10 protein-coding genes are annotated in these 14,643 nt (G+C 41.4%); 7 read left to right on the top strand and 3 right to left on the bottom strand.

What is annotated here, in order from left to right:
• Positions 1 to 196 precede the first annotated feature (196 nt).
• The 5 genes from vpsH (at position 197) to EPB59_RS08455 (ending at position 5,540) form a co-directional block, all read left to right on the top strand.
• On the top strand, positions 197 to 1,537 hold the full coding sequence (gene vpsH / locus EPB59_RS08475) for an exopolysaccharide biosynthesis protein VpsH (RefSeq protein WP_154172307.1): 1,341 nt from the start codon (positions 197 to 199) through the stop codon (positions 1,535 to 1,537).
• Complete coding sequence (vpsI, locus tag EPB59_RS08470) at positions 1,513 to 2,610, top strand: exopolysaccharide biosynthesis glycosyltransferase VpsI (protein WP_154172305.1); 1,098 nt, start codon at positions 1,513 to 1,515, stop codon at positions 2,608 to 2,610. Before vpsH ends, vpsI begins: the two co-directional genes overlap by 25 nt.
• The gene (gene vpsj, locus EPB59_RS08465) at positions 2,607 to 3,794 is read left to right on the top strand and encodes an exopolysaccharide biosynthesis protein VpsJ (RefSeq protein WP_154172303.1); all 1,188 of its coding nucleotides are present in this window, start codon (positions 2,607 to 2,609) and stop codon (positions 3,792 to 3,794) included. The genes vpsI and vpsj overlap by 4 nt, the downstream gene beginning before the upstream one ends.
• Positions 3,795 to 3,810: 16 nt before the next feature.
• Positions 3,811 to 4,533 carry an exopolysaccharide biosynthesis glycosyltransferase VpsK gene (gene vpsK / locus EPB59_RS08460; protein WP_154173208.1) on the top strand — a complete coding sequence of 241 codons (723 nt, stop codon included), beginning with the start codon at positions 3,811 to 3,813 and terminating at the stop codon, positions 4,531 to 4,533.
• Between the two features lie 203 nt (positions 4,534 to 4,736).
• Positions 4,737 to 5,540 (top strand): RbmA family biofilm matrix protein, encoded by an 804-nt coding sequence (locus EPB59_RS08455; protein WP_154172301.1) that lies wholly within the window; start codon positions 4,737 to 4,739, stop codon positions 5,538 to 5,540.
• Between the two features lie 122 nt (positions 5,541 to 5,662).
• Here the strand turns inward: EPB59_RS08455 and EPB59_RS08450 are convergent, their stop codons facing one another.
• Complete coding sequence (locus tag EPB59_RS08450; protein WP_241666229.1) at positions 5,663 to 6,826, bottom strand: right-handed parallel beta-helix repeat-containing protein; 1,164 nt, start codon at positions 6,824 to 6,826, stop codon at positions 5,663 to 5,665.
• A gap of 345 nt (positions 6,827 to 7,171) precedes the next feature.
• On the opposite strand from EPB59_RS08450, the gene EPB59_RS08445 reads away from it, so the two are divergent.
• The gene (locus EPB59_RS08445; RefSeq protein WP_154172297.1) at positions 7,172 to 10,045 is read left to right on the top strand and encodes a beta-prism lectin domain-containing protein; all 2,874 of its coding nucleotides are present in this window, start codon (positions 7,172 to 7,174) and stop codon (positions 10,043 to 10,045) included.
• Positions 10,046 to 10,507: 462 nt separating this feature from the next.
• On the opposite strand, the gene EPB59_RS08440 is transcribed toward EPB59_RS08445, so the two are convergent.
• Positions 10,508 to 11,830 carry an O-antigen ligase family protein gene (locus EPB59_RS08440; RefSeq protein ID WP_154172295.1) on the bottom strand — a complete coding sequence of 441 codons (1,323 nt, stop codon included), beginning with the start codon at positions 11,828 to 11,830 and terminating at the stop codon, positions 10,508 to 10,510.
• Between the two features lie 315 nt (positions 11,831 to 12,145).
• Positions 12,146 to 12,745 (bottom strand): hypothetical protein, encoded by a 600-nt coding sequence (locus tag EPB59_RS08435; RefSeq protein ID WP_154172293.1) that lies wholly within the window; start codon positions 12,743 to 12,745, stop codon positions 12,146 to 12,148.
• Positions 12,746 to 13,208: 463 nt separating this feature from the next.
• On the opposite strand from EPB59_RS08435, the gene vpsL reads away from it, so the two are divergent.
• Entirely contained in the window at positions 13,209 to 14,606 is a 1,398-nt protein-coding gene (gene vpsL / locus EPB59_RS08430) for an exopolysaccharide biosynthesis glycosyltransferase VpsL (protein ID WP_081017821.1), read from the top strand.
• The last annotated feature ends 37 nt before the right edge of the window (positions 14,607 to 14,643 follow it).

Genomic DNA, 14,643 nt, shown 5'->3' with positions numbered 1-14,643 from the left:
GTTAATTTCAACCTTAAATTATTTATGATTTTAATATTTCTACAGATGTTTAAAATTGCAATGAACTGATTTTGATATTCGTCGAGATATTTAGAAAAATATCTAACGAGTGATTTTTAAATGTAATTAGTGTAGCTAAATCTAGTTTTCAATACAATCTAAGCTATGCAGACATTGATCAAAAGGATTTTTACTGATGTTTACCAGCTCATTTTATGTTAGAGCGCCAATCTGGTTGCAAAATATCATGCTTTCGGTTCGGGCTTTATCGCGCAAACTGATCAGAGAAAATGGGGAGATGCGTGTCATCCTTAAAGAGATTCAAACGAATGAATACTCAAAAGCACAGTTGGCAAAGTATCAACAGCAGCAACTGCAACATGTATTAGAAAATGCATGTCAAAATGTACCTTTCTATGAACGCTTAGGATTGGCTAACTCACCGATTCAAGCCTTCCCCTATCTTGATAAAACGGTTCTGCGTTCTGAGCATGAACAGTTTATCTCTCAAATGAAACCCTCAGTGGTCGTGAAAGGGGCTACCAGTGGTACCACGGGAACGCCATTAACGATCTTGCAAGATATGCGTTCAGTGATCCGTGAACAAGCCTTTGTCGCAAGACAGTTGTCTTGGGCGGGTTATCGGAAAGGGGATAAGCGAGCATGGATCCGTGGAGATATGGTGGTGCCTCTCAGTCAAAAACAAGGCCCATTTTGGCGTTACTCTTGGTTTGAGCAGATGATAGTTATGTCATCTTTTCATCTTACACCGCAGGCTATGCCAAATTATCTGCAAGCGATGGTTGATTTCGGCGTTGATATCATCCAAGCCTATCCGTCGTCGATTGCGGCTCTCGCTCGCTATTTAGAGGCCAACCAAACGTATTATCCCGCAAAGTTGAAATCTATCATTACCTCTTCTGAATCGTTATCTGAAGAAGATAGGCAGGTGATCGAAACGCGTTTCAAATGCAAAATTTTTGATTGGTATGGTTTATTTGAACGAGTTGCGGCAATTGGCGAATGTGAACACCATCGCTATCACCTGTTAACTGACTACTCGCAGGTTGAGCTTTTGGATGCCGGGCTGGATCGCTATGAATTGGTGGGTACGAATTTCAATAATCATTATTTTCCTTTGATCCGCTATAAAACGGGTGATCATGTCCATTTATCGGAGAATGAGGTTTGTCCATGTGGGCGAGTTTTTCCGGTGGTAAAGCGAATTGAAGGAAGAGTTGGAGATTATTTGTTGGGTGAAGATGGGCAGAAAGTACACATTCTTAACCATATTCCGAAGGGCGTTTCTGGCATTATTGCTTGCCAGTTTGTGCAACATCAACGTCAACAGATTACTGTCAAAGTGGTTGCTGAACAGGAGTTATTTGATGTTGAGCAGCAACAAATATTGATCAGTAATACTCAAGCTCGCTTAGGTAGCAAGATAACAGTGACCGTGGATCTGGTAGACGAATTAGAGCGAACCGCGAATGGAAAAATTCGCCAAGCGATTTGTACCATCAAGGATGTACAGTGAGAAAAAACATTAATCTAATGATCGCCACAGATCTGAAAGGACAAGGTGGTGTTGCCACAGTCGTTGCAACTTATGCAGAGTGTGGTTTCTTAACCGCTAATCAAGTGAAATTGATTGTTTCACACTCGACTTTAGATGAAGGTATGAAGTGGCGAATGCTGCTGCGATTTACTTTAGCTCTCGTCAAGTTAATGTACAGCTTTGTGATTTATCGCGTTGGGCTTGTGCATATTCACATGTCGTCTCGCGGTAGTTATCGGCGTAAGGCATTGATAGTACGGTTGGTAAAAGCACTGAATGGCAAGGTCGTTCTTCATCTTCATGGCGCCGAGTTTCGAGATTTTTACCGCGATGAATGTAATGAGTTACAGCAATCTCATATTAAGCAAACGTTCTTATTAGCGGATCATGTCTTAGTGCTTTCTTCTCAGTGGTTGACGTGGATGCATGAAGTGATGGGACGAACACAAGGTGTTTCTGTGCTGTATAACGCAGTGCCGAGTTTAACATTAGACCGCCGCCAAGTGCAGATTGGGCGCATCGCTTTTCTTGGACGCTTGGGCGCTCGTAAAGGAGTTGGCGATCTTATCCAAGCATTTGCTTTAGTTAAGCAGCGTTGCCCTAATGCTGAGTTGTATTTGGCGGGTGATGGTGAGATTGAAACTTATCAAACGTTAGCTCGTCAGCTTGGGCTTAGAGATTCTGTACATTGTTTAGGCTGGATTGCTGGTCAAGAGAAGCTAGATTTATTAAGCAAAACGGATGTCTATTGCTTGCCTAGCTATAACGAAGGTTTCCCTATGGGCGTGATCGAGGCGATGTCTGCAGAAATTCCGGTGGTTGCGAGTAAAGCAGGTGGGATCCCTGACGCCATTACTGATAACGAAGATGGAAAATTAGTTGATGCGGGTGATGTGACCAATTTAGCTCTAGCACTAAGTGATTTAATTGAACAACGAACTGAAAACCAACGTTTAGCTGCTGCGGGCAAGCGAAAGTTTACCGATAATTTTTCTTTGCAATCAGTTATCCCTCGTCTGCAAAGTATTTACGATGAGCTATTAAAATCATGAAATTGAAAACGGTTGCAGATATTAGTCAATCTCTGTTAGAGAAAGCTCGTACTGAACAATTTGCTGGATACGATCCTTTTGATGGATTGAATTCAAGTTGGTTCTCTTGGATGCCGGTTAGTAAAGACTCTCTATTTGGCTTAGCGTGGATCCAACTATTTAAACGATCACCAATCAACTTGCGTCCTTGGCTTGGCGTCAATAAGGCTCGCAATCCCAAAGGTGTTGCGCTGTTCATTCTTGGATTGATAGAACATTACCAAGTGACGAAAGATGAAGCGCTATTGCAAGAAGCAAAGGAACTTGCAGTATGGTTAGTGGATCAACGATGTGATGAGCGGCAATGGCATGGTGCATGTTGGGGATACCATTTTGACTGGAAAGCCCGAGCTTTCTTTGTACCCAAAGGAAAGCCTAACGTTATCACTACTGTTTATGTCAGCCGAGCGTTATACCAATTAGGCCGCCTTATTGAGCAGCCAGAGTGGATTGAGTTGGCGCTTAGCAGTGGCGATTTTATTGCTCGTCATTTACTTACCCAAAGTGATTGTGGGGATTTTTTTTCCTATATTCCTGGTGAAACGGCATTTGTGCACAACGCCAGTTTGTGGGCTGCTGCTTGGCTGGCTGTGGTTGGCCGAGAAATGTCTCGTCCAGATTACACCGAGTTGGCATTACGTATTGCTCGAAACAGTGTGCAAGCACAAGCCTCTGATGGTAGTTGGGCTTATGGCACACGTCATCACCACACATTTATTGATGGCTTTCATACGGGCTATAACCTAGAGGCTTTGCACTTAATTCGTACGGTTTTGTTAACAAATGAGTTTGATGGAGTGATTGAGCGAGGCCTGAGTTATTACAAACAGCATTTGTTTGAAACGGATGGTACGGCTAAGTACTACCATGACAATCCTTACCCGTTGGATCCACATTCTGTTTCACAAGCCATCATCACACTGCTCAGTGTGGGTGGAGATGAGAGTGATCGGCAACTCGCTGAACGAGTTGTTGAACGTGCAATCCATATCTTATACATGCCGGAGCGTGATCAATTCGTTTATCAACGTAATAAACATTCCGTTAACCGAATTCACTACGCCAGGTGGACTCAAGCGTGGATGTACTTTTCATTTCGTTTTTATTTAAGAATCAACGAGGAATACAATCTTGCAACGCATTAATTTTCTTGGCAGCCCAATGGATGTGGCTTCAATGGGTGAAACTGTCGCACTGATCCGTGATCGTATTCTGCGTCAAGAGTTTACACAACACGTAGTCGTGAATGTGGCGAAATTGGTCAATATGCGCACGGATTTGGAGCTTGCACAGTCGGTGACTGAATGTGACATCATCAATATAGATGGGATGGGTGTAGTATGGGGAGCTCGTTTTTTGGGTCATGATGTACCTGAAAGAGTCGCTGGTGTTGACTTATTCCTTGAGTTGAATGCCATGGCGGCAACGGAGAAACTGCCGGTTTTTTACTTAGGAGCTAAACCTGAGATTGTTGAAAAAACGGCTTTAGTCATGCGCGGAAAACATCCTGAACTGATCATGGCTGGCTATCACCATGGTTACTTTTGGGATGATGAGCAAGCGATTGTCGATCAAATTCGCCAATCAGGAGCAAAACTGCTCTTCGTAGCGATTACTTCTCCGAAAAAAGAAAATTTCATTAACCGCTGGAAAGATCAGTTAGGTGTTTCTTTTGTTATGGGAGTCGGTGGGACATTTGATGTCGTAGCGGGGCATGTCTCACGTGCACCACTTTGGATGCAAAAGTCTGGATTAGAATGGCTATATCGAGTGTTACAAGAGCCTAGACGAATGTGGAAACGTTATTTAGTGACTAACACAAAATATGCATGGCTATTGTTACTTGAGAGATTATCTGGAAATAAAAATAGCAATAAACTTTAGTTTATTTTTAGTTGGACTCTCACTGTAAATGAACTGATTTTTGTTAAGTATTATATTTTAGACCCTTCATGATGATGGTGTCTCATTTTTGATAAATACAAATGCTTTCATAAAAGAGTGATGTATTTTTTAAAGTTATAAATTAGCCTTGTATCCATCAAATGACACCATGTCAAACCAACATCCTTTGGAAGGGAAATACTATGAATATCCGTCGTTCTTATTTGGCTTCATGTTTTGCATTACTATTCTCTGCAGCATCTTATGCAACCGTCGATTGCGAATCTCAGCCATTGGTTGATGCCAATATCAGCTTGAGTCAGCATCAACTTGCAGCGACAGGTGGCTATATCTCAAGCCAACTAGGTATTGCTAATGAAAGTTGTGAAAGTGTGAAGTTTAAATACTGGTTGTCAGTTAAAGGTCCTAAAGGTATTTATTTTCCTGCGAAAGCAGTTGTTGGGGTTGATACAGCTCAACAAGACTCCGATGCACTCAGCACTGGTCGTACATTGAAGGTTACACGTGGTTTCTGGATTCCAGAGTACATGGCTGATGGTAAGTACACCGTTTCACTTCAAATCGTGACTGAAAATGGTCAAATCTTTAAGGCAAATGAGACTTTTGTAAAAGGTGTCGACCTAAATACTCTACCAGAGATTGATGGTCTGACTGTGGATATACAGAACCAATTTGCCATTGAAAGCGTAGAGAATACGGGGGGGTATGTGCCTTTCTCAGTGGCTCTTAACAATAGTCGTGCATCAGAAGCAACGGTTGAATTCTGGATGACTGCAGTTGGTCCTAATGGACTGATTATCCCAGTTCATTCCAGAGAGAAATGGACTGTGCCTGCGGGAAATAGTACATCTAAAGCCCGAGGTTTCAATCTGGATAAAAGTTTCCCTGCTGGTGATTACATCATTAATACTCAAATTGTAGACACTGTATCTGGTGAGCGAATCGAAGAATCAATTACTGTAGTAAAAAAAGCAATAACTTTCTAAGTTAGATCAATATAGAGAAAACCGCCGAAAGGCGGTTTTTCTTTTCAGATATTAATCTTAGCTCAATGGATATATGAATAATAGTTTCGGTTTAAAAGCTAACTCAAATTTATTGTGTTATATCATGGGTTAGGTTTATTATTTTCTGTATCATTAGTGCAGATTGTCTGAACATTATTGTTGATATAGAGAGAAGTGCTTTTGTTGTCGATAGAAATAAAACTGCTATAAGGAGTGAGCTGATAGTGGTTGTCAATAATCTTTATATTGTTAAATGAAACTTTTTTGTCATTACTAACGGTTCTTATAATAGCTTTGTATTTATTTTCAATATCATTCCCAAAATAAATATTTTTGAAGGTGTTTTTGATTATTTCTATATTTTCTATGGCTTGATGGTTGTTGCCATGAACTGAAAAGCTTTGTAGGCGAATGCCTTGCTGAATGTTTTCGAAATTATTATTTGCAATGTGAATATTTCCCCATTGAACAGATTTACTCGTTCTAGAGTTTGGATAAATATTGATAGCGAATCCGCGAATATTTTCGAACCTATTGTTTTCATAAATGACATCAGAGTAATAACTTATCTCATTAGAGGGACCATTAATATGAGAAAAAAGATTGTTTATGACTTTTGCACCTCGTGTATCAGCTCGCGCTGAGAGTTTTAATTTGCACCCAATAAAACGATTATTATCGATCATAATATTTTGAGTTCCTGCCATCTCTGTGCCTTGAGTAGCTTGTGTAGTGGTCACTTGAGTGCAATCCTCAAAGTCATTATCACTAATCGTAACCGATTGAGATCCTGGAGTTGTTGATTGGTCGAGGCTAGACGTTGTAACCCTTAATGCTGCGTCACCAAAGGTTTTGAAGTGGTTCTGAATCACGAGGGTGTTTTTAGTGCTTCCTAGATAGACGCCTTGTTCTCCCCAGGTCGGTTGTTGGTTCCCGTTGTGAATTCCTTCAAAACTGAGATCTTGCAGTTTTAAGTTCTCTGTGTAGGTGATACTAAGTAAATATTCCCCCTGAAAGTTGCTGCATTTTTTGAGTTTACTCTCACCTAGTCCAATGATCTCAATGTTATTCCTATTTTTTAAATAAAGGCTATTACAGATTTGGTAAGTTCCAGATGGAATAACCAATACATCACCGTGAGATAATGAATTTAATGCGAGTTGAAAAGACTGGGAGTCATCAATTTCATCATTTGGAATAGCACCAAAATGAGTAATATCTAAATAAGATGCCTCTACTGAAAAAGATAATCCCAACAAAGCCATTGTGATCAAATTAGAGTGCAAGGTTTAATCCTAACTTTGGTGTGGCTAATGATACTGAGTATAACAGTTTCATAGAGTTGGTCAGGTTAAGAAACTCATTTATTCCATAAGGTAAATTTTTTCTTAAAAATGAGATGTCTCATTACTGAGGCGCTTAAAAAGGATTGACATGTTGAAATATCTTTCTTGCGTATTGATAATTCTGCTTGTTGCTAAAGAGCAATTTAAATCGTGACAGTTCTAGGTCGAGAAATAATAAAAACAAACAAAATCAACCGGATGCATATTGTTGTGTGTCTGAATGTTGCATGCATTAACACTGTAAAGGTAAAGGGAGTCTTCCTAATGACATCTCAATATATTGTGCTTGCTGTCGGCTTGTTGTCGCTAAGCAGCTCTGTGGTTCAAGCCACAACGAATGATGCTGAAGGGTGTATTATCAGTCGTCTTAATGGCGAAAAGTATTGCTTAAAAGCCGGAGAGCGTTCTGGCTATTCACTGCCCAATTGGATTTATGCTCATCCAATCGATGTACAAGCACCTAGCGGAGTTTCCGTAATGCTCAGCGATTGGGATAATCTTTCTTATAACCGTCTGGCGGTATTCAGTGGTTACACTGGTAACGAAGAGCTAAAGAACGTCAAAGCGTATAATGGCGCGTATCTTGACTTCTCTAAACCACGTTCTATGCGCGTTTTAGCTTCTGAAACATATCCTGAAGCTTGTATTGTGAGTCGTCAAACCGGTGAACGTTTTTGCTTGAAAGAAGGTGAGCGCTCTGGTTATTCACTACCAGCGTTCATTTATGGCCATGAAGTTGATGTTGAAGCTCCTCAAGGGTTAGGGGTAATGCTGAGTGACTGGGATAACCTTTCATACAATCGTCTTGCGGTGTTTGGTGGTAACACACAGAACGAGCAAATGCGCGCAGTCAAAGCCTACAATGGCGAAACGTTGGATTTCTCAAAACCACGTTCAATGAGAGTGGTACCTTATGAAGGCGACAGCTCAGCTTTGAATATGAAGCTGAAATGGTCATGGCAAGGAAGCACTTTCCAACCTAATTCTAATCAAGTGATGGTCACTCCTGTCGTTGCACAGCTTAACGATGATAACGGTGATGGCAAAATCGATGAAAAAGATGTTGCTGACCTAATTATTGTGACTTTTGAAGGTAATAAATACGCAAATGGCGGTTTAGTTCGCGCTTTGAGTGGTGTGGATGGCTCTGAGTTGTGGAGTTATGCAAATGGCGGTGTTATTGCGGATGCTCGTTATTCACCAGCTGTTGCTGATTTAGATGGTGATGGCATTGTTGAAATCGTCACAACCAACAACCGTGAGCAATTTATTACTGTGCTTGATAATCAAGGCAATATCAAAAAACAAATTCCGACCACTGAAAGCGGTTGGAGAATTGTTGGTGATATTACTTTGGCCGATCTAGACCATGATGGCAGTGTAGAAATTCTTGCACCAGATGGTGTTTATAATTACAACACAGGTTTAGTGTTTAACCATGCGTGGGCGCCATCTTCAATTAACGTTGATGTCGATGGAGATCAACAGCAAGAGGTTTTTGCTGGTGGTACTTTGTTCCAGAACAATGGTGCTATTAATTGGCAATATCAAGCTAATGATGCGGTGTGGTTCTCTTCGCTCGTCAACTTAGATGATGATGCCGAACCTGAGATTGTTGCCTCTGTGCCTGCGAGTTTCGCTACTGGTGAGAATGCGCGTTTTGCAGTGTTGGAACATGATGGTTCAATCAAATGGGAAATTAATAATGCAGCTAACCCTGGTGGTGGTGTACAAGCGGTGTCTAACTTCTTAGGCAAAGCTCAAGCTGTTGAAACAAGCGAATTCTCAAAGACTTATGGTTATCAACCTAATAACAATCCATCGTCAATCGCTTTAGCTATTGATGGTAAGATTTCAGTGCGTTCTGGTTTTGCGATTGACGCGATTGGTGCATCAGCTTCAACACTGGTGGGTGGCACAGGCGGAAATCTGAATTCTCCAGTTAATGTAAAAGATATCAAAGCGATAGATCTCACTTGGGGCAAATATTACTGGGGTGGTTATCACTTGTTGGCGCTTGATTTTAGAATGAGCAATGGCAATGTGATTTCTATGGGTTCGAAAAACTATGCCTACTCTAAGCAAACCGAACGCTTTACCGTGCCTGCAGGTAGCCGTATTAAAGGTATCAAAGCTTGGTCTGCCGGTTGGTTGCTTGATGGTGTGCAATTTGAGTTAGCCACACAAAATGGTACCAATGCTCTCGACGTAAAAGGCATTGTTTACGCCGGTTATGCTGCGGTTGACATGTACAACAGCAAAGGCGAACGTGTTTGGTCTGTGGCCAACGACGATACAGGCAGCGGCAAAATTGGTGTATCTGCATATGACTTTGATAACGATGGCATCGATGAAGTGCTCGTGCAAGATCATGCACGTGTGCGTGTATTAGATGGCAAAACGGGCAAAGAACGTGCATCGCTAGCGCACTCCACGGCAACACTTTGGGAATACCCAATCGTTGTGGACTTGGAAGGGGATAACAATGCTGAGCTGATCGTTGCAGCGAATGACTTTGATCGTCAATATTCAATTAATCACGGGGTATATGTATACCAATCAGCGGATAGTGCGAAACCTTGGAAAAATGCAACTCGAATTTGGAACCAACATGCATTCCATTTAACCAACGTTAATCAAGATGGCACAATCCCAACATTCGTTGAACCAAGTTGGTTAAGCCATAATACATATCGTTCAAGCACCATGCGTGTGGCTGTCGGAGGTGAGTCACCAATCTTTGGTTACTCAAATACCCAGCAGTATCAACGTGTAGTGACGGCTGATAACCAACTGTTTTTACGTTCTGGTTTCGCTATCGATGCGATTGGGACTACAACCAGTAATTTGGTCGGTGGCCCCGTGCAAGGTACCAATGGTGGTGTATTACAAGCTCCGGTTGCTCTTGATCAACTTCAGTCAGTAGAAGTGACATCTGGCCTATACAACTGGGGTGGGTACCATATCGTCGCGATCAAGTTCACGATGAAAAATGGTTCGAGCGTTTTACTCGGTTCAAAGAACTACGCCAGTAACAAAAAAGTGGAAACCTATACCGTACCTCAAGGCAAACGTATCAAACAGATTAATGTTTGGACTGGAGGTTGGTTAGTTGAAGGATTGCAGTTTGTTTACTAAGTTTCCGAACTGACTCCATCTCTAACCCAATACCCCGCTTTTGCGGGGTATTTTTTTGTATAGAGCCCCTTAGCTAGATACTGCCAATTGATGGTAGCTAAATCATGCCTAGTAGATGGTTCCTCTGCTATTTATCCTTGATGAAACTAAGCCGTTCGTTAATGAAATATTGATTTCGAGGTAAGTTGTTAGCTCTAGCTCGAAGGCTAACGCTTCATTGGTAAAAACGTTATTAGACACTCCTACGCGGGCTCAGTTGAATGCAACAATATTAATTACGTGCAGCACTGAGAAGAATGGATCTCTTTCCTAGGCAAGGCTATTACACATGAATCATGCATGATGGAATCGGGGGAATATGTTGCCAGAACTCTATTCTGCTTGGTTTATCTATCTTGGGTTGGATTAACAGAACCAATACATAAAAGCGAAGGGAGCGATGCCGCTCCCTTCGCTTTTATGTTATGCGGAGTGCCGTTTTAAACGGTATTTCGGTGTAGGGATGGTCATACTCCAGTTAGCCATGAATAAACAGAGCATAAAATAAAGTGTTGTAGCAGGCGCTTGTAAGGGAAAGTCAACGCTCATGTGCATTAACATTCCAATAATCGCCATTAGACTTCCCAAACCAATTCCACGCATTGTTGCATTACTGCGTTTACGAAAAGCTGCGAGACCTTGCCAAGCTGAAAATAGAACCATAATCCCTAGTAAGCTTGTGGCAATAAGGCCAGATTCAAGAGCAAATTGAACATAGTCATTGTGCGCATGGTCATAAAAAAGGGCGACATTGCCTTGGTTATAAGCCGGGAAAGTGGAGTAAAAAGTGCCATTACCAAATCCCGTCAATGGTCGCTCTTGGATAGCCTGGAGTGCATAGCGAACTACATCATCACGCGATTCATTTTGTAAGCTGGTTTCCGCTAAGCGCTGACGAACTTTATCAAGTCCAAACCAATTACTGACCACAAAGGTATCGATCACAAAGAGGCTAATGATCAAGATGTAGATGCTTTTAGGCTTGTTTTTATAAAACATCAGTAATAGCAAGCTACCGAGACTTAGAGCGGTAAAGAATGCGATATTTCCCATTCTAGAACGAGTCAAAACTAGGGAGATCACCATAATCACTAACCCTAAACGGATAAATGCCTTATCTGAAATCATGATCGTGAGTAATGTTTTAAGGGTATTTTTCCAACCTTGGGTTGTCTGGTGGCTAAGTTGAGCAATCAAAAGACCAAATCCAAGGCAGAGGTTCAGCATCAGAAAATTAGCTAAGTGGTTATGATAAACAAAGCTACCAGAGGCTCTTTCGCTTAATGGAAGTGAAAAAATAGGAGAGATGTGTAACTCCAGTAATAAAACCACGCCAGCATAAAAAGCTTGGCAAGTGCCACTGGCAACCATGGTAGTGGCTAGCATTTTTAGCTTTTGCGGTGTGTCGATCAATAACGCGGCAATTAGGCACACCTGAAAATAATGTAATGATTTGATAGCTGAAATAAAGACTAATCCTGTATCGGATGAGAGTTCTAGATTTTGCCAGCTTTGTATCCATGACCATAACGTAAAAGCTGCGACAGATAGAAGGATTAATTTGGCGCGGGCTACGGCTTGCCACCATTGTGAAGCAGGGATCCTCAGTAGGCAGATGAGGAGCAAAATTGCAGTGTAAACTTCATTCAGTGACCACGCCCAAGGGCGATTACTACCCAATGGAATGGGTAACCAGAAGATCAATAATAAAAAAGCGATGAACAGTGGTTGTCGCAGTAAAGCCATAAAATATCTGATCAGAGTTAGCTAGCATCTAGCGGAAATGAAAGTGAACACTCACACACTACCATTTGAATTTATCCGTTGTTTGGGCTTTCGATGTGTAATGGTGCGACTGAAATGATGATACGCAAAAGAGATGTTGTAACGAATGACTTGGTTAGTGTAAGAAGCGAACAACATTCAGATTTTGTATTATCGGTAGCTTAAGGTCGATGAAAGAGAAGCGTACGATTGAAGACACTAGCTCGAAATAGCTTGAGTTTCCGATCAACATATTTCTTATCAACGACAATGAAGCTACCGTAAAAAGCCAACTCTCTAGTTTGGAGAGGCTGTACCACCACCATTACCATTACCCGTACCAAAAGTATTAGTTGTACCTGGCGTGAGTGCAATGGGGGGCGGAGTTGCAATACCCGCTGCGGTAGGTTCGGTAATCGAACCAGGATCTGCCCCTCCCGCAATGGCGGCGATGATAATGTCTGTTGGATCCATTAAGCCGGCTTCTGCGACAGCATCAACAATCGCTTGAGCAAGTTCTTGAGGTGCATTTTCAATGGCGGCTTGCACTACATCGGCTCGTTGCTCCAGCGCAACACTTTTCACTGCTTCAACAGTTTGTTGTACTAACTGTTCATTGGGTGTCTGTTGAAATAACGCAGTGTAAATTTCCCGAGTGAGTTGTGGGTTAATGCTTGTAGCTAATGAAGCAATCTGTAAGGCATTGTCTGGGCATGAGGTGAGCAGCGCCGTGACAGTTGACACAAAATCCGTTGCTTGCTGCAAGCGTTCAAGTATCTGAGTGTTATCTGTACAGATTGCTGGATTGAGTGCTTTTGACGAATCTATTGCGGTTTCAGCCAACACGGCTTGGCTGGTGATTAAACCTGTCAATAGCAGGAATGGAATAGGTCTCATGTCGAATAATCCATCTTTCATTAAATTGGATAGATTCTAATCTAAGCATGATAAATATAGTTTTATTCTCAATAGAGTTTTTTGAGATTCTCATTATTAGCAATCTTAGTTTCTCATATTTGATACCAATTTCTTAAATATTGGACGAAATCGTCCGTTCATAAAATTGTCACGTATTAATCACATGTGATGGGATGAATTATGAACTTAGGTTTAGTGTGGCTTTTATGATTCTGTTGGTGTTTTTTTTTGATTATGCTGTTGTTTTTTAATGATAAAATTTTCCATTTTGTAAGGTTTTTAATATTGGATAATGCATTTTTATTATTTAATGAATACTTATTTAGTATCAGTCTTATAATTGACGCACTTATTTCTTTTGATAAAGATGTAGTCTTTAAAAAATAATTCATACATTCAAATTATTCTTCGTGAAAAGCTTACGTGGGTTCAGGAGCGTTTAGTGATGAAGGAAAAAAGCAGAATACGTATTACTAATTATCAAGGGAAGTTTTTCTATCGTCTGATCGATAGCTTCTTTATATTAGCAGTTATGTATATAGCGATTAAATTAAACCAACACGTCGTAACGATGTCTTATGTTTCTGTGGCATTGCTAGGAGTACTTTTCTACTCCTATATCGCTGAAAGCTTGGATATCTATAGTGGTTGGCGTACTGCAAAATTGCGTTCGCTTTCACTGCATACTGCTTTCTGTTGGGCTGCAAGTATTGCGAGTCTTACGTTGCTGGGCTACTTCTCAAAAACGGGGATTGAGTTTTCGCGCCTTGTCATGGGTAACTGGTTTGTAGGCTCTTTCATTGCCTTAATCGGATGGCGTATTTTAGCGTTTGCCACCATCCACTACATGCACAAACAAGGCTTCCATACACGAAAAGCCGTTATTATTGGCATGACCACCCAAGGACAAGAGCTTTCAGCGAATTTGCTTAATAATCCAGAATTAGGGATTGTGATGGAAGGTTTCTACGATGATCGTGCTCCGTCACGCTTGGAGGGAAGTGCACCTGTACTGGGTAATATTAACGATGCGCTGAGTCTGGCGAAAACAGGCCAAGTGCAAAACGTGTACATCGCTTTACCTATGCAAGCTCAACGTCGAATTAACCAGATTTTGGATGCGTTTTCAGACAGTACCGTGAATACCTACATAGTGCCTGACTTTTTTACGTTTAACTTATTGCACTCACGTTGGTACACCATCGGCGATGTTAACGCGTTTAGTATCTTTGATACGCCATTTAATGGTTTGCTTAACTGGGTAAAACGATTTGAAGATTTGGTACTTAGCAGCATTATTTTGCTACTGATCAGCCCTGTATTATTGGCTATTGCGATCGGGGTTAAACTCAGCTCACCAGGTCCTGTCATTTTTAAACAAAACCGCTATGGACTTGATGGAAAACCGATCCAAGTCTGGAAGTTTCGCAGTATGCGAGTGATGGATAATGGCAGTAAAGTGCAACAGGCCACCAAAGGTGATCCTCGGGTGACACCATTCGGGGCTTTTATTCGTCGCACATCATTAGATGAGTTGCCGCAATTTTTTAATGTTTTGCAAGGTACAATGTCGATTGTTGGGCCTCGTCCGCATGCGGTCGCGCACAACGAACAGTACCGTACAATCGTCAATCGCTACATGCTGCGTCACAAGGTGAAACCGGGGATTACCGGTTGGGCACAAATTAACGGCTGGCGTGGTGAAACGGACACTCTAGATAAAATGGAAAAACGGGTACAGTTTGACCTCGATTACATCCATCGATGGTCACTGTGGTTTGATATAAAAATTGTATTTCTGACCATTTTCAAAGGTTTTGTTGGAAAAAACGTTTATTAAGTTAAGGGGCTCTCGTTGTTGAGAGTCGTACTCTTGA

Source organism: Vibrio metoecus, from assembly GCF_009665255.1.
GTDB lineage: Bacteria > Pseudomonadota > Gammaproteobacteria > Enterobacterales > Vibrionaceae > Vibrio > Vibrio metoecus_B.
This window is presented reverse-complemented; position numbering and strand designations above follow the sequence as displayed.